The organism is Mycobacterium sp. NGS50 (assembly GCF_059812545.1).
Genome location: NZ_JCALCW010000030.1, coordinates 21509 through 37169, shown reverse-complemented (window position 1 = coordinate 37169; position 15661 = coordinate 21509). Strand labels below are relative to the sequence as shown.

16 protein-coding genes and 1 other RNA gene are annotated in these 15661 nt (G+C 66.7%); 14 read left to right on the top strand and 3 right to left on the bottom strand.

Features of this window, described 5'->3' with window-relative positions:
- Positions 1 to 22 precede the first annotated feature (22 nt).
- The 7 genes from prfB (at position 23) to AC5Y36_RS19415 (ending at position 5582) form a co-directional block, all read left to right on the top strand.
- Positions 23 to 1138, top strand: coding sequence for a peptide chain release factor 2 (gene prfB / locus AC5Y36_RS19445; RefSeq protein ID WP_500042579.1), 1116 nt, complete (start codon positions 23 to 25; stop codon positions 1136 to 1138).
- Positions 1128 to 2099: a mechanosensitive ion channel family protein gene (locus AC5Y36_RS19440; protein ID WP_500042578.1), complete on the top strand. Its 972-nt coding sequence runs from the start codon at positions 1128 to 1130 to the stop codon at positions 2097 to 2099. Before prfB ends, AC5Y36_RS19440 begins: the two co-directional genes overlap by 11 nt.
- Entirely contained in the window at positions 2096 to 2542 is a 447-nt protein-coding gene (locus tag AC5Y36_RS19435) for an Rv3103c family proline-rich protein (RefSeq protein ID WP_500042577.1), read from the top strand. The genes AC5Y36_RS19440 and AC5Y36_RS19435 overlap by 4 nt, the downstream gene beginning before the upstream one ends.
- Positions 2543 to 2638: 96 nt before the next feature.
- On the top strand, positions 2639 to 3328 hold the full coding sequence (gene ftsE, locus AC5Y36_RS19430; protein WP_500042613.1) for a cell division ATP-binding protein FtsE: 690 nt from the start codon (positions 2639 to 2641) through the stop codon (positions 3326 to 3328).
- Entirely contained in the window at positions 3329 to 4225 is an 897-nt protein-coding gene (gene ftsX / locus AC5Y36_RS19425) for a permease-like cell division protein FtsX (RefSeq protein WP_500042576.1), read from the top strand. It begins immediately after the preceding gene.
- A 2-nt stretch (positions 4226 to 4227) separates the two neighbouring features.
- A complete protein-coding gene (gene smpB, locus AC5Y36_RS19420; RefSeq protein ID WP_500042575.1) occupies positions 4228 to 4728 on the top strand; it encodes an SsrA-binding protein SmpB in 501 nt (166 codons plus the stop codon).
- Entirely contained in the window at positions 4725 to 5582 is an 858-nt protein-coding gene (locus AC5Y36_RS19415; RefSeq protein WP_500042612.1) for an EamA family transporter, read from the top strand. The genes smpB and AC5Y36_RS19415 overlap by 4 nt, the downstream gene beginning before the upstream one ends.
- Here AC5Y36_RS19415 and AC5Y36_RS19410 read toward each other — a convergent pair.
- Positions 5569 to 5817 carry a hypothetical protein gene (locus AC5Y36_RS19410; RefSeq protein WP_500042574.1) on the bottom strand — a complete coding sequence of 83 codons (249 nt, stop codon included), beginning with the start codon at positions 5815 to 5817 and terminating at the stop codon, positions 5569 to 5571. The two genes, AC5Y36_RS19415 and AC5Y36_RS19410, sit on opposite strands and share 14 nt — an antisense overlap.
- Between AC5Y36_RS19410 and ssrA the strand changes: the two genes are divergently transcribed.
- The 6 genes from ssrA to AC5Y36_RS19380 all read left to right on the top strand — a co-directional run bounded on the left by ssrA (position 5790) and on the right by AC5Y36_RS19380 (position 11844).
- Positions 5790 to 6157: a transfer-messenger RNA gene (gene ssrA, locus AC5Y36_RS19405) on the top strand. The two genes, AC5Y36_RS19410 and ssrA, sit on opposite strands and share 28 nt — an antisense overlap.
- A gap of 251 nt (positions 6158 to 6408) precedes the next feature.
- A complete protein-coding gene (locus tag AC5Y36_RS19400; protein WP_500042573.1) occupies positions 6409 to 7074 on the top strand; it encodes a hypothetical protein in 666 nt (221 codons plus the stop codon).
- A 217-nt stretch (positions 7075 to 7291) separates the two neighbouring features.
- Positions 7292 to 9100, top strand: coding sequence for a serine/threonine-protein kinase PknH/PknJ (locus AC5Y36_RS19395; protein WP_500042572.1), 1809 nt, complete (start codon positions 7292 to 7294; stop codon positions 9098 to 9100).
- Positions 9101 to 9185: 85 nt separating this feature from the next.
- Entirely contained in the window at positions 9186 to 9776 is a 591-nt protein-coding gene (locus AC5Y36_RS19390) for a LemA family protein (RefSeq protein WP_500042571.1), read from the top strand.
- 8 nt (positions 9777 to 9784) lie between these two features.
- Positions 9785 to 11689: a M48 family metallopeptidase gene (locus AC5Y36_RS19385; protein WP_500042570.1), complete on the top strand. Its 1905-nt coding sequence runs from the start codon at positions 9785 to 9787 to the stop codon at positions 11687 to 11689.
- 14 nt (positions 11690 to 11703) lie between these two features.
- Complete coding sequence (locus tag AC5Y36_RS19380; RefSeq protein WP_500042569.1) at positions 11704 to 11844, top strand: hypothetical protein; 141 nt, start codon at positions 11704 to 11706, stop codon at positions 11842 to 11844.
- A gap of 9 nt (positions 11845 to 11853) precedes the next feature.
- Here the strand turns inward: AC5Y36_RS19380 and AC5Y36_RS19375 are convergent, their stop codons facing one another.
- On the bottom strand, positions 11854 to 12501 hold the full coding sequence (locus tag AC5Y36_RS19375) for a TetR/AcrR family transcriptional regulator (protein ID WP_500042568.1): 648 nt from the start codon (positions 12499 to 12501) through the stop codon (positions 11854 to 11856).
- Positions 12470 to 13822, bottom strand: coding sequence for an aromatic ring-hydroxylating oxygenase subunit alpha (locus AC5Y36_RS19370; RefSeq protein WP_500042567.1), 1353 nt, complete (start codon positions 13820 to 13822; stop codon positions 12470 to 12472). The genes AC5Y36_RS19375 and AC5Y36_RS19370 overlap by 32 nt, the downstream gene beginning before the upstream one ends.
- A 78-nt stretch (positions 13823 to 13900) precedes the next feature.
- Here AC5Y36_RS19370 and AC5Y36_RS19365 point away from each other — a divergent pair, with 78 nt between their 5' ends.
- Positions 13901 to 15661, top strand: coding sequence for an N-acyl-D-amino-acid deacylase family protein (locus AC5Y36_RS19365; protein WP_500042566.1), 1761 nt, complete (start codon positions 13901 to 13903; stop codon positions 15659 to 15661).

Here is a 15661-nt window from a genome sequence, read left to right as displayed (position 1 = left end):
GACGCCGGTAACCTGAATAAACGTGGAACCAGACCGTCAAGCCGACATCGCCGCCCTCGACACCACCTTGACCACGGTGGAGCGGGTGCTCGACGTGGACGGCTTGCGTCGCCGCGTCGAAAAACTCGAAACCGAGGCCGCCGACCCCAACCTGTGGGACGACCAGGCCAACGCACAACGGGTGACCAGCGAACTGTCACACACCCAGGGCGAGCTGCGCCGGGTCGAGGAGCTGCGCCGCCGCCTCGATGACCTGCCGGTGCTCTACGAGCTGATCGCCGAGGAAGGCGACGGCGAAGCCGCCGACGCGCTGGCTGAGGCCGACGCCGAACTCAAGGCACTGCACGCCGACATCGAGGCGATGGAGGTACGCACCCTGCTCTCGGGTGAGTACGACGAGCGCGAGGCGCTGGTCAACATCCGCTCGGGCGCGGGCGGCGTCGACGCCGCCGACTGGGCCGAGATGCTGATGCGGATGTACATCCGGTGGGCCGAGCAGCACAAGTACCCGGTCGAGGTGTTCGACACCTCCTACGCCGAGGAGGCGGGAATCAAGAGTGCCACGTTCGTCGTGCACGCGCCGTTCGCGTACGGCACCTTGTCGGTCGAGCAGGGCACCCACCGGCTGGTGCGGATCAGCCCGTTCGACAACCAGAGCCGCCGCCAGACCTCGTTCGCCGAAGTCGAAGTGCTGCCGGTGGTGGAGACCACCGACCACATCGACATCCCAGAGGGCGACGTGCGCGTCGACGTGTACCGATCCAGCGGCCCGGGCGGGCAGTCGGTGAACACCACCGACTCGGCGGTGCGGCTCACCCACATTCCCACCGGTATCGTCGTGACCTGCCAGAACGAGAAGTCGCAGCTGCAGAACAAGGTGTCGGCGATGCGGGTGCTGCAGGCCAAGTTGTTGGAACGTAAACGCCAGGAGGAACGCGCCGAATTGGATGCCCTCAAGGGCGACGGCGGCAGCTCCTGGGGCAACCAGATGCGGTCCTATGTGCTGCACCCGTATCAGATGGTCAAAGACCTGCGCACCGAGTTCGAGGTCGGCAACCCGGCCGCGGTGCTCGACGGTGACATCGACGGGTTCCTGGAGGCCGGAATCCGCTGGCGCAACCGGCCAGATGACGATTAGCGCAGCGGTCTCGGCCGTCTGGGCCTTCACGCCGGACCAGAGCTGGCACGACTTCTGGCGCGGCCCGATCGGTCAGTGGATCATCATGCGGGGTCTGCGGATCGTGCTGCTGTTGATCGGTGCGGTGCTGGCCGCCCGATTCATCACCTGGACGGCGCGCAAGGTCACCTCCCGGCTGGAGAAGGGCTTTCTGGCCAGCGACGACCTGGTGCGTTCCGAGGCCTCCAAGCATCGCCAGGCCGTCGCCTCGGTGATCTCCTGGGGCGCGGTGGTGCTGCTGGCCGTGGTGGTCACCGTCCAGATCACCGACATCGTCAACGTTCCGGTCGGTTCCCTGGTCGGACCGGCCGCGGTGCTGGGCGGCGCATTGGGCTTCGGTGCCCAAAAGATCGTCCAGGACCTGCTCAGCGGGTTCTTCATCATCGCCGAGAAGCAGTACGGGTACGGGGACCTGGTGCAGTTGAGCATGGTGGGGGCGCCCTCTGATGCCCGCGGCCACGTCGAAGAGGTCACGTTGCGGGTGACCAAACTGCGCACCTCCGACGGTGAGGTGTTCACCGTCCCGAATGGCAATATCGTCCGGTCGTTGAACCTGTCTAAGGACTGGGCGCGAGCCGTAGTCGATATCCCGGTGCCGACCACCGCCGATCTCAGCCAGGTCAACGACGTCCTGCACCAGGTGTGCGAGAACGCCATGAACGCCGACGCCCCGCTGCGCGAGCTGCTGCTCGATGAGCCGTCGCTGATGGGGGTGGAAAGCATCGAAGTCGGCACCGTCAACCTGCGGATGGTGGCACGCACGCTGCCCGGCAAGCAGTTCGAGGTGGGACGACGGCTGCGGGCGCAGGTGGTTCGGGCGCTGGCCCGCGTCGGGGTGGTCACCGCCGGCTCGGATGCCCCCAGCGTGCAGGGCGTCCCGGCGGCACCCGGCGGCGACGACTCGGAAGGTTCGGCGCGGTGAGGTTCAAGCTGACGAAACCGACGACCGACGACGACGCGCCGCCGCGGCGCTCCGGCCGCCTGCTGGGCGGACGGATCCGGGTATCCACCGTGGTGTTGATCATCGCGTTCGGACTGGCGTGGTGGGTGTACGACAGCTACCAGCAGCCCGCGCCGCCGGCGGCCCCGCAGGTGGTCCCGCCCGGATTCGTCCCGGACCCGGCCTACACCTGGGTGCCGCGCACCCGGCTGCAGCAGCCACCCGCCACCATCACCCAGACGCTGACACCGTCGACGGTCACCGAGACCGTGACACCGTCGCCCACCACCACCGAGGCGCCCCCGCCCTTCTGCCCGCCGTTCTGCCCACCGCCCCCGCCGGAGGCGCCGGCACCGGAGCCCCCGGCATCCTCGTCGGCGCCCGTCACGCCCAGCCCATCCACCACGCCGCCGCACCCGCGTTGAACGAGGGTGCGCTCGTCAGCAGCGCACAACACGGCCCCGCCGTCGCTGCGGCGTGAACAGCGCCAACGCTCATCACGGCTACACTGCGTAGCCGTGATGATCACGCTCGACCATGTCAGCAAGCAGTACAAATCGTCGGCCCGTCCGGCGTTGGACAACGTCGACGTCAAGATCGACAAGGGCGAGTTCGTGTTCCTGATCGGCCCCTCCGGGTCGGGCAAGTCGACGTTCATGCGCCTGCTGTTGGGGGCCGAGACACCGACCAGCGGTGACGTGCGGGTCTCGAAGTTCCACGTCAACAAGCTCTCCGGTCGTCAGATCCCGCTGCTGCGCCAGGTCATCGGTTGCGTGTTCCAGGACTTCCGCCTGTTGCAGCAGAAGTCGGTGTTCGCCAACGTCGCGTTCGCGTTGGAGGTGATCGGCAAGAAGCCCGACATGATCAACCGGGTGGTTCCCGAGGCCCTGGAGATGGTCGGGCTGTCGGGCAAGTCCAACCGGATGCCCAGCGAGTTGTCCGGTGGCGAGCAGCAGCGGGTCGCGATCGCCCGCGCCTTCGTCAACCGGCCGCTGGTGCTGCTGGCCGATGAGCCCACCGGAAACCTCGACCCCGACACCAGCAAGGACATCATGGGCCTGCTGGATCGCATCAACCGCACGGGGACCACGGTGCTGATGGCCACCCACGACCACCACATCGTCGACTCCATGCGGCAGCGGGTGGTGGAGTTGGAATTGGGCAGGCTGGTGCGTGACGAGCAGCGCGGCGTCTACGGAATGGATCGGTAAGTGCGTTTCAGCTTCCTCGTCAACGAAGTCCTGACCGGGCTTCGGCGCAACGTGACCATGACCGTTGCGATGATCCTGACCACCGCGATCTCGCTCGGGCTGTTCGGTGGTGGTCTGCTGGTGATCCGGCTGGCCGAGAAATCACGCGACATCTATGTGGATCGCGTCGAGACCCAGGTCTTTTTGACCGACGACATCTCGGCCAACGACCTGACCTGTGAGAGCCAGGTGTGCAAGGCGCTGCGGGACAAGATCAACGCACGCGACGACGTCAAATCGGTGCGATTCGTCAACCGTCAGGAGGCCTACGCGGAGGCGATCCGCCGAATCCCGCAGGCCAAAGACTTCGCCAGCAAGGACGTGTTCCCGGCCTCGTTCTACGTCAAGCTGTATGACCCCCTGCGGCACAAGGACTTCGACGACGCCATCAAGGGTCAGCCCGGGGTGCGCCAAGTGCTCAACCAGATGGAGCTGATCGACCGGCTGTTCGGGGTGCTCAACGGCTTCCGCGACATCGCGTTCGCGGTGGCGCTGGTTCAGGCGGTGGGGGCGATCTTGTTGATCTTCAACATGGTTCAGGTCGCGGCATACACCCGGCGCACCGAGATCGGCATCATGCGATTGGTGGGTGCCACCCGCTGGTATACCCAGCTGCCCTTCCTGGTGGAGGCGATGGTGGCGGCGACCATCGGCGTCGTTCTCGCCATCGTCGGGCTGATCCTGGCGCGGGCGATGTTCTTGGACAAGGCGCTGAGCCAGTTCCAGAAATCCAACCTGATCGCGCGCGTCGACTATCTCGATGTCATCTACTACGTCGCGCCGTGGCTGTTCTTCGCGGGCGTGGTGATGTCGGGGTTGACCGCCTACGTGACGCTGCGCCTTTACGTTCGGCGCTAGCGGTGGCCAAGAAATCCGGCGCCGACAAGGGCAAGCAGCCCGCCAAGCAAGTCGTCGCGACCAATCGCAAAGCGCGACACGACTACTCCGTCCTGGAGGTGTTCGAGGCGGGCGTGGCGCTGGTTGGCACCGAGGTGAAAAGCCTGCGGGAGGGCCACGCGTCGCTGGTGGACGCGTTCGGCAGCGTCGACGGTGGGGAAGTCTGGCTGCACAACATGCACATCCCCGAGTATCACCACGGCACCTGGACCAACCATGCGCCGCGACGCAACCGCAAACTGCTGCTGCATCGTCGCCAGATCGACACCCTGGTGGGGAAGCTGCGCGACGGCAACCTCACGTTGGTCCCGCTGTCGGTGTATTTCCTGAACGGCAAGGTCAAAATCGAGCTGGCGCTGGCACGCGGCAAGCAGGCCCGGGACAAGCGGCAGGACCTGGCCCGCCGGGACGCCCAGCGTGAGATGACCCGCGCGCTGGGCCAACGCGCCAAGGGCATGTCCTGATCGGCGCATCAGCTGGTCCGGCGCTGGCGCTGGTGTCTGCGGCCAGCTTCGGTATCAGCGATTTCGTCGGCGGGCTCGCGTCGCGCCGGGTGGCCGCGCTGCGGGTGGTGCTGGTGTCCACGCCGGCGGCGATGGTGCTGCTGGCGGTGCTCGCCGTGGCCGCCGGGGGAGCCATCACCGCGGAGGCGGCGATCTGGGGTGCGTTGGGCGGTATCAGTCAGGCGCTGGGGATCTGGTGGTTCTACGCCGCGCTCGGCGCCGGTCCGATCGCGGTGGTCTCTCCACTGTCGGCGGTGGTGGACGCGGCGGTGCCCGTCGGCGTCGGGCTGATGTTGGGGGAGCGGCCGGGCCCGGTGGCGATGGGCGGCATCGCGCTGGCGCTGATCGCGGTGGTGCTGATCAGTCGCGAAGCCACCGACGAGGACGTCAAGCCGCACCCGTTCACCCGCAAAGTGGCCTGGTTGACGATCGGGTCCGGACTGGCCCTGGGGTTGAACTTCGTCTTCATCGACCAGACGCCGGTGGAATCCCGGTTGTGGCCGCTGCTGTTCGCGCGGGCGGCCGCCAGCGTGATGGTGATCATCGTGGCCGCCGCCAGCCGCAACCTGCACATGCCGACCGGGACACCGCTGCGGTTGGCGCTGCTGGCCGCGCTGATGGACACCGCCGCCAACGTCACGATGCTGTTGGCGCTGCACGTTTCGACGCTGTCGCTGGCCAGTGTGCTGATCGCGCTGTACCCGGCGGCCACTGTGGTGCTGGCCATCATCGTGCTGCGTGAGCGGGTGCACCCCTGGCAGGTGGTCGGGATGGTGTTGGCCGGGGTGGCCGTCGCGATGATCACGATCCGCTGACCTGCGTCGCCGCCAGCTGCGCCGAGTGTGAAGCCAGGGCGAGAATTCCGCCGAGATCGCGCCACAGCTTCACACTCGGCGCGAGCACTTGGGCGAGCGTCGCCGCGGGCCGTCGGGATGAATATTCGATGGCGTCGTGTTGTATACCGCGTACCATAGGTGACGTCCTGCCGAAGGTCGGCGGGGATGCCGAAGCAACAAAGACAAGGGGCTGAACGGTTTCGACTTCGTGCATCGAATCAAGGGAAGCGTGCCGGTGCAGGCAAGAGACCACCGTAAGCGTCGTTGCAACCAATTAAGCGCCGTTTCTACACAGCGCGACTACGCCCTCGCTGCCTAAGCGACGGCTGGTCTGTCAGACCGGGAACGCCCTCGGCCCGGACCCTGGCATCGACTAGAGGGATCAACCGTTACGTCCGGTCGCGGGATGTAACGGGACAACCACAGCGACTGGGATCGTCATCTCGGCTTGTTCGCGTGACCGGGAGATCCAAGTAGAGGCACAGCGAACTGCGCACGGAGAAGTCTTGAGGGAATGCCGTAGGACCCGGGTTCGATTCCCGGCAGCTCCACAAAAGAAAGTGCTGGTCAGGCGTTGGGTGGGCGCGCGGCAGTATGGCTGTCGCTAGCCGGCCCGCCTCGCTAGCGACAATCTCGTCAGCGCGGCACGTTCTCGTTCTTAGGCTTCTTTTCCTTTACCCTCGGGTTGTTCTTAGGTAGTCTCACCCATCGGGGAGATCTCAAGCAATAAGCCCTCGGGTCAGTGACAAGGCAGACCGCTTCGGTTCTGCGGTTCCCGGGGTCGTCAGCGATGGGGGAGCAAGCGATGGGTCGTCGTAGTTTTGGTGGATCAGCACTCGCCTTGGGCGCAGTCGCCGGTGCGGTTGTGGGCGCCGCGCTCATCAGCAGCCCGATGGCCTACGCCACCGACCCGCCCCCCGTGCCCGCAATGCTCGATTTCGGTCCGCCCGGCTTCCGCGACCCGCATGTTATCGAAGACTTATATTTTCCGTACCTGTACAACTTCTTCGTGGCGAACGACACGTACACCATTTCGGACGATGCAGAGTATGAGGCCAAGGAGATCGGGGGGGTCGTCGGTTTATTGCCCGTCATCGGCGCCACCGCCCATTCGGTGGTGGTCACCGACAGCACTGGCGCGGCCCCGGCTGTCGGAACCGAGTGGGACGGGACGGCTCTCGGCCTGTTTACCCCCAGCGTGGCCTTCGTCAACTACGAGCATATGAGTAGCCCAGACGGAACGTCAGCCAGCCTGTTCGAAATACTCAACGTTGGCAATGGCTTCTCAGTTGGCAATTACTTCTCAACCGGGCCAACGGGCACACTGGAAGCGCTGGGTTTCTTCGGAACATGGGTGCCCATTATCGATATTCCGGCCCCACCTGCGATGTCGACGGGTCTGGACATGGGTGACCCCGGCGCGCTGGCCGATCTCGGCACGTGGTGGTCTGACCTCCTGGCTGTGTTCTGAATCCCGCCTTCCCTATTCGGGGACGCGCGACCAGACGCTGATCTCGGGGACACGCCGCAGCCCGACGGATTGCTCGTTGCTGCTCGGCGGTGGGCGGCATCCGCCTGGAGCGGCCGGTGCGGGAGATTTAGTGAACGCCGCAGTTGCTTGGCGTTCGCGCTGCTGACCAGGCCCGCTGTGTCTACACTGCGTACACACGCTGTGCAGGGAGGATGTGGTGGAGGAAGGCGCGCAATTCGGCCGCTACCGGATAGTGGAGCTGCTGGGCCGCGGCGGCATGGGGGAAGTCTGGCGTGCGTATGACACCGAAATCGACCGCGTCGTCGCGCTGAAACTGCTGCCTGCCAGCTTCGCTGACGACCAGGTCTTCCAGGAACGTTTTCGGCGCGAAGCCAGGGCAGTGGCCGGACTCGATGAACCCCATGTGGTCCCGATCTACGACTTCGGCGAGATCGACGGGCGGCTGTTCGTGACGATGCGGCTGATCGCGGGTTCCGACCTGCTGGGGATACTGCGCGGCGGCGCATTGGCGCCGTCGCGCGCGGTATCCATCATCGAGCAGATCGCGTCGGCGCTGAACGCCTCTCACCAGTCGGGGCTGGTACATCGCGACGTCAAGCCGTCGAACATCTTGGTCACCCCCGAGGACTTCGCCTATCTCATCGACTTCGGTATCGCCCGTGCCGCGGGCGCAGCGGCGTTGACGAGCACCGGCACAACGCTTGGCACCTGGGCCTACATGGCCCCCGAACGATTCCAGGCCGGAACCGCGGATGCGCGTTCGGACACCTATGCCCTTACCTGCGTGCTCTACGAAACATTGACGGGCCGCCAACCTTTCACCGGCGACGGCATCGACCAGGTCGCGATGGCGCACATGTTCCATCCGCCACCGCGTCCGTCCGAGCTCCACGCGGCGGTGCCCGCAGCGATGGACCAGGTGATCGCCACCGGCATGGCCAAGGACGCCGCCCAGCGCTACCGCAGCGTGAAAGACCTTGCGGTGGCGGCGCGCAAGGCGTTGGCGGCACCCGCGCCTCCGTCGCCGGCACCCCCGCGCCCGTCGCCGGCCCCCTCGGTATGGGACGCCGCCTTGTCCGGGACACACGGGGTTTCTGCCGATCGCCCGCTGCAGGGGGGCCAACCCGCCGCCCGTGCGGTTGGGCAACCACATCCCGCAAACGCGGCCAACCGCCCCCAGCCTTCCCCTTGGCCTACCCCGGTCGCACCCCTGGTCGGGCACCCGGTTGCGCAGCGGTCCGGCCATGCCAGGAACTGGATTCTCGGTACCGTCGCGGTGCTGGCCGTCGTGGCGGTGGCCTCGATCGCAATCCACTTGTCGTCCAGCCGCTCATCCTCCAGCGGATCCAGCGAATCGTCGACGTCGAGCGTATCCGCGCATGCCACAACGGCTCCGGCCGTCGTCGCGGACAAAGCAGCGCCACCCGTTGAGAAGGGAGCGCTGCCCGGCCTGCTGCTCGGTCCCGAGCGCATCAGCACGGCGATGGGAACCACCGGATTGAAAATCACCGGCACGTTCCGCGCGCTGGTGGACGCCGGCGATCATGTGGCGGGCACCGGCTGCCAGGCGCTCAACGACGCGGCAGCCACAGCACCGTACGCGGGCAGCGGGTGGACCACCGTCTTGCGGCAGAAGTTGGAAGATACCGGCGACATCGCGACCGACCAATATCTAGTGAATCAGGATGTGGTGTTGTTCCCGAGCGCGACCCAGGCGGCTGCCTTCGCCACAACTTCCCAAGAACAATGGTCCAGCTGCTCCAACGCGCCCTACACCTACACCAAAGACGGCCAGCCCTACGGGGTGTGGGACGTGGGTGCGGTGTCCAATATCGATGGGATACTGCGGGTGTCGCGAACCCAGCAGAATGTGAACGGCTGGGCGTGCCAGCGGGCACTGACGATCGCCAACAACGTAGCCATCGACATTGCCGCGTGCAGCTACAACCCGGGGAACTCCGGCGTCGATATCGCCGGCCAGATCGCGGCGGGTGTGCCCCGGTAGGTCGACGGAATTAGACGCTATTTGCCGTCGCCCGGCTGTGGCACGATGGACGCACAGTTGACTATCAACAGCAAAGGTGGAGCAGGTGGTCATCGCCCTCATCGTCGTTGTCGCCCTAGTGGTGCTCTTGGCGTTGTTCGCGCTCAGCGTGTACAACGGCCTGGTCCGGTTGCGCAACGCGTACAAGAACGCATTCGCACAGATCGATGTGCAGCTGACCCGGCGCCACGACCTGATCCCCAACCTGGTCGAAACCGCCAAGGCCTACCTGGCGCACGAGCGCGGCACCCTGGAAGCGGTCATCCAGGCCCGCAACTCCGCCATCACCGCGCAGGCGGCCGCCACCGCTAATCCCGGTGACCCCAACGCAATGGGACAGTTGGCCGCGTCCGAAGGTGCGTTGACCGGTGCCCTCGGCCGGCTGTTCGCGCTGAGCGAGGCCTACCCGGACCTCAAGGCCAACCAGAACATGATGCAGCTGTCCGAGGAACTGACCTCGACGGAGAACCGGGTCGCCTTCGCGCGCCAGGCCTACAACGACTCGGTGATGAACTACAACAACAAGCGCGAGGTGTTCCCGGCTGTGCTGTTCGCCGGCATGTTCGGCTTCACCGCGGCCGCACCGCTGGAGGTCGCCGGCCCGGAGACACGCGAAGTCCCGCGCATTCAGTTCTGACGTAGGTCATGGACTTCTTCGAGCGCCAGCGACAGGTTCGCTCGGCGTCGAAAAGGATGGTGTTCCTTTTCATTATGGCCGTGCTCGGGATTGTCGCTGTCGCCAATGCGGCCATCCTGCTGCCGACAGCGACACAGCAGGACACCACACCGGAGCAGCTCCTCGGGCTGTCGGCGCTCGTCAGCGCCACCATGCTGGCGATCATCACCGCGGTGTCGATCTTCAAAACGCTGTCGCTGCGCCAGGGCGGCGGCGTCAAGGTCGCCGAAAGCCTGGGCGCGGTTCGGGTTCCGGACATGCCGAATGATCCACAGCTCAAGCGATACCGCAACGTCGTCGAGGAGATCGCGATCGCGTCCAGCACGCCGGTGCCGGTGCTGTACTACCTGCCCGGCGAAGCGGGCATCAACGCCTTCGCCGCGGGGTACACCCCGGCGGACGCGGCCGTGTGCGTGACCCAGGGCTCGCTGGACCGGCTCAACCGCGACGAACTTCAGGGGGTCATCGCCCACGAGTTCAGCCACATCGTCAACGGCGATATGCGGTTGAGTCTCAAGCTCATCGGTGTGTTGGCCGGGATCACCGCGCTGGCAGTCATCGGCCGGGTGCTGCTGCAGACGGGGGGACGCAGCCGGGGCCGCGAGGGCGTTCCGTTCTGGGCGGTGGGGCTGATCCTGTTCCTGGTCGGCTGGATCGGGGTTTTCTTCGGCCGGCTGATCAAGGCGGCGGTGTCTCGTCAGCGCGAATATCTCGCCGACGCCTCAGCGGTGCAGTACACGCGGCAGGCCAGCGGGCTGACCGGCGCCCTGAAGAAGATCGGCGGCCTGGAAGCGGGCTCGAAGCTGAACAGTCCCAAGACCGAAAACGTCAGCCACATGCTGTTCGGCGAGGGGATGAGGTTCTCCGCGCTGTACGCGACCCACCCACCGCTGCTCAACCGCATCCAGGTGCTCGAACCCGGCTTCATGCCGGGCACCCTGGAGCAACTGCGACAGCAGTGGCACCAGCAGCCGCCCAGCGGACTGGCCGAGGACGTGCGGATGGGCCTCGCGGAGGCTCCGCCGCAAGCCGCCCCGCGACCGGCGCCCCCGCGCCAGACGGCGCCGCGCAGCGCCCGCGACTACGCTGCCGCTGTCGGCAACCCGGGTGCCGCTGCCTACGAAGCGGGAGTGCGTATCCGCCAAGCCATCCCGCAGCAGGTGGCCGACTTGGCCCACCATCCGGCCACCGTGGTTCCGCTGATCTACGGGCTGGTCTTCGACCGCAAACAGAATGTCCGCACAGCCCAGCACGCGATCGTCGCTCGCCACCACGGCCAGCAGCTGGCCGATGAGGCGTGGCGGTGCGCCGCGGCGCTGGCAGACCTGGACCCGGGGTTGCGCCTGCCGGTGGCGGCCATCGCATTCCCGGCGCTGCGGGGCCGTCCCGAGGCCGAGACCCGCCCGATGACCTCGGTTCTCGGCGAACTGATCAACGCCGACGGTCAGATCGATGTCTTCGAATATTGTCTCGGTACACTGCTTTTCGTCGGGCTCAACGAAGCCCTGACCTCCGGATCGCCGTGGCGGAGCAAACGTCAGAGCCTGTCCAGCGCCCAGAACGCCGTCTCATGCCTGATCGCGGTGCTGGCACAGGCCGGGAACAGCGATCCGCGGGCGGCGGCCGCGGCATTCCAGGCCGGGATCTCCGTCGCGTATCCGCAGGCGCGGATTCCGCTCCTGCCCGTCTCGGGCGTGTTCGCGCTCGAACAGGTGTGGCCGGTCATCGACGGACTGGAAGGCGCTGACAAGGCGACGGTTGTCTCCGCCGTGGTGACGACGGTGCTGGCCGACCGGGTGGTGACCGAGGAGGAGTCCGGGCTGTTGCGCACGGTCTGCGGTGTGCTGCATTGCCCGGTTCCACCGGTCATCTGAAAAGGGGAGCTGTCATGGAACTTGGTGTTCTGACGTTCGTCACCGACGACGGCATGGGAGCGCGTCTTGTTGTGGAGTTGCCGACCGAACCGAACGATCAGACGCTGCGACTCCTCGATGAGATGCAGGCCGAATTCGGTTACCCGGCAAGCTAGCCCAGCTGCCTAGCGAGACAACGGAGCCAGCAGCGCGTTGAGCCCGTACTCGAACACCGCGTCATAGTCGGTCGGGGACTGCAACGCCTCGACCAGTGCCGCATCCGGCCAGTCCTGCGCCCACAGCGACGGGTCCTCCTCCTCGTGCTGGGCACCGCGAACCGCCGAGAATTGCATCAGCGACGACGACACGACGTGGACCTGCACCGCGCGCAGGATCAGCGCGGCATCGGTTCCGGTGACCCCCAGTTCGGCCAACTCGGCAGCCACCCGCTGCTGGATCGGCAAGAACAACCGCGGCGTCCGGTCGCGCTCGTGGGCGACGGCCAACAGGTGCTGTCGCTCGATGAACGCGGTGCGCTGGGCGCGGGCCAGCGACGCAATGCGCGCCACCGGGGTATCGCCGTCGACCGGCAGATTCGCCATCTGCTCCATCAGGCGATCGACCAGGCTGTCGAAGAGTTTGTCCTTGCCGCCGACATGCCAATAGATCGAGGTGACCGCCACCCCGAGCTGCTCGGCGAGACCGCGCATGGTGAACGCCTCGACACCGTCGCGTTCGATCAGCCCGGTCGCGGTGTCGAGAATCGTTTCGGCGCTGACGGATTCACCGGCCCGCTCACTTTTACCGGTCGGCTTGCGCTTCGGGGCTGTCAACGGTCTCACCCCCGGTGATGCGTTGCGCCTCGGGCAGGTCCAGATACCGCTCGAGGTTCCGGTGCATGTTGATCACGCGCCGTTCCTCTCCTGACAACACCAGGTGGGTGAAGCCCGGCTGGTGCAGCCCACGCTGCAACGCCGCCAGAACCGTCAGGTCCTGGGTCATCACCAGGCCGGGGTGGGCCTCCTCGGACGTCATCCGCACATCGGCGGGTGCGTTGTGTGGCGCGCCGGGAGCCATCCGGGCGAACAGGGTCATCACCAGTGAGCCGTGATCCGGGTCGGGTCCGGGCAGCGCGGTCAGCACCGTGAGATGGTCGGCGTTGGTGAGCAGCGACATGTTCGGGAAGATGTTGTACTGATGCAGCCGCATCACCTGATCGGCGCTGGCCCAGTCCAAATCGACGCCGCGCCCGGCGGCGAAAGCCCTGGTGCGTTCCACGATCACGTCGGCGACCGACTGGCCGGGACTGCGCTGGTCGCCGGGGAACGGGGTGCCGTCCTCGACACCCATCAGCGCGCCCTGCGTGCACACGTAGGCGTCCCACACCTCGTCATCGCTGGGTGCCGGTGTGATCCGCGGGCTGGGCACACCGTAGAGCTGCTCGGACTTGCCGGTGTGTCCCCAGATCTGCTGTGGCGCATAGACGTCGTCCATGCATCGGTGAAGCTCGGGGTGCAGGGTCTGGATGTGGTAGGTCTCGCTGAACCCGTCGGCGATCGTCTTCCAATTCGCCTCGATCGAAACGGTCAGCGTCGCATAACAGCGAAACTCGCGCAGCCGGCACCACTCGATGTCCTGAGGCACCGCCTCCAGGAAGTCGGCCAACGGCCTCGCGTCGGCGTCCAGGTTGATGAAGACCAACCCTTCCCAGGTATCCACCCGGAGCGTAAGGAGGGGAAAATCCGCGAGCCCAAGGGATCCGAACCCCTTGCGTCCGGGCACGCGTTTGAGCGCCCCGCACAGATCCCAGGTCCACCCGTGATAGCCGCAGCGCACCTCGGTCAACCCCGACCCGGCGCCCTGCCGCAACGAGTTGCCGCGGTGGCGGCAGACGTTCTGAAACGCGCGCAGCACACCGGCGTCGTCGCGAATGATCAACACCGAGTAAGGGCCGCAACGATATTCGAAATAGCTGCCGGGTTCCGCGACGTGGTCGACCGTGCACGCGAACTGCCACACCTTGGGCCACATCCGCTGCGCCTCCAGCTGGGCGAACTCCGGGGAGTAGTAGCGCTCGGCGGGCACCAGGGTGGGGCGCTGCGGCGGAGTGCCGATGGCGTCCTCGCGGCGGGTCTGGGCTGTTCCGGTCGTCATCACGCCACCTTTTCAGAGCTCTGTAACGCTGTTACATTGGTCACTGTACCGGCTGGCACCGCAGATAGGGAGCAACCCGTGTTCGACCTCAAAATCACCGGCGGAACTGTGGTGGACGGAACCGGCGCGGACCGATTCCACGCCGATGTGGCCCTGCGGGACGGCAAGATCGTCGAGGTTCGCCGCCGCGGGCCCCATGACGCGCCGTTGGACGGCGAAGCCGCTGAGACCATCGACGCCAGCGGCAAGATCGTCGCCCCCGGCTTCGTCGACATCCACACCCACTACGACGGCCAGGTCAGCTGGGATGACGTGCTCGAACCGTCCAGCAACCACGGGGTCACCACGATCGTGATGGGCAACTGCGGTGTCGGCTTCGCGCCGGTGCGGCCGGGGCAGGAACAGTGGCTCATCGAGCTGATGGAGGGCGTCGAAGACATCCCGGGCACCGCGTTGACCGAAGGCATCACCTGGGGCTGGGAAAGCTACGCGGAGTACCTCGACGTGATCGGCCGACGCAAGCTGGCCGTCGACGTCGGCAGCCAGATCGCCCATGGCACCGTGCGCGCCTACGCGATGGGGGAGCGCGGCGCCCGCAACGAGCCGGCCACCCCGGAGGACATCGCCGCGATGAGCCGGCTGGTGCAGGAGGCCGTGGAAGCCGGAGCGCTGGGATTCTCGTCGTCGCGCACCATCGCCCATCGCGCCATGGACGGTGAACCGGTGCCGGGAACGTTCGCGGCCGAAGACGAACTCTTCGCGTTGGGACACGCCATGGCAGCCGGAGGCGGCGCGGTCTTCGAGCTGGCGCCGCAGGGGGCCGCCGGGGAGGACATCGTGGCGCCCAAGAAAGAGATGGAATGGATGCAACGGCTGGGCGGCGAAATCGACTGTGCCCTCAGCTTTGCGCTGATCCAGGTCGACGCCGACCCGAACCTGTGGCGGGAGCAGCTGGAGATCTCGGCCGCCGCGCACCAAGCGGGCAGCCGGCTCTACCCGCAGATCGCGGCACGCCCATTCGGCATGCTGCTCGGATTCCCGGGGCACCACGCGTTTACCCACCGCCCGACGTTCCGGCGCCTCAAGGCCGAATGTGGACGCGAGGAACTGGCGGCGCGGCTGGCCGATCCCGCGGTGCGCGCGGCCATCCTGGCCGAGGATGATCTGCCGATCAACCCGGATCTGTTGTTCGACGGCATGTTCGCGTTCGCGCAGCACTCGGTGGAGCGCCTCTTCGTGCTCGGCGAGCCACCGGACTACGAGCCCACCCCGGACCGCACCGTGGCCGTGATCGCCCGCCAGCGCGGCCAGGATCCGCTGGCCACGATGTATGACCTGATGCTGGAGGCCGACGCCGGCGCAATGCTGATGATGCCGATGTACAACTACGCCGAAGGCAACCACGACGCCATCCGGGAGATGCTCACCCACCCCGCCGGGGTGCTTGGGCTCTCCGACGGCGGGGCGCACTGCAGCATGATCTGCGATGCCTCCTACCCGACGTTCCTGCTCACCCACTGGGCCCGCGACCGCCACCGCGGCGAGAAGTTGCCGCTGGAGTACGTCATCCGCAAGCAGGCCCGCGACACCGCGCACCTGTTCGGGATGACCGACCGCGGGGTCATCGAAGTGGGAAAGAAGGCCGACCTCAACGTCATCGACATGGATGCCCTGACGCTGCATGCGCCGCGGATGGCCTATGACCTGCCCGCCGGCGGGCACCGGTTGGTCCAGGGCGCCTCGGGCTACAGCGCCACCATCGTCAACGGGATCGTGACCCGCCGCGACGGCGTGGACACCGGTGCGCGGCCGGGCGCGCTGGTCCGCGGAGCACGGTGA

What these genes read in the sequence shown, in the direction of transcription:
- AC5Y36_RS19440 (WP_500042578.1), top strand. Translation starts at nt 1,128, where the DNA reads ATGACGATTAGCGCAGCGGTCTCGGCCGTCTGGGCCTTCACGCCGGAC.
- ftsE (WP_500042613.1), top strand. Translation starts at nt 2,639, where the DNA reads ATGATCACGCTCGACCATGTCAGCAAGCAGTACAAATCGTCGGCCCGT.
- AC5Y36_RS19410 (WP_500042574.1), bottom strand. Translation starts at nt 5,817, where the DNA reads ATGCACGAAGTCGAAACCGTTCAGCCCCTTGTCTTTGTTGCTTCGGCA.
- AC5Y36_RS19400 (WP_500042573.1), top strand. Translation starts at nt 6,409, where the DNA reads ATGGGTCGTCGTAGTTTTGGTGGATCAGCACTCGCCTTGGGCGCAGTC.
- AC5Y36_RS19385 (WP_500042570.1), top strand. Translation starts at nt 9,785, where the DNA reads ATGGACTTCTTCGAGCGCCAGCGACAGGTTCGCTCGGCGTCGAAAAGG.
- AC5Y36_RS19380 (WP_500042569.1), top strand. Translation starts at nt 11,704, where the DNA reads ATGGAACTTGGTGTTCTGACGTTCGTCACCGACGACGGCATGGGAGCG.
- AC5Y36_RS19370 (WP_500042567.1), bottom strand. Translation starts at nt 13,822, where the DNA reads ATGACGACCGGAACAGCCCAGACCCGCCGCGAGGACGCCATCGGCACT.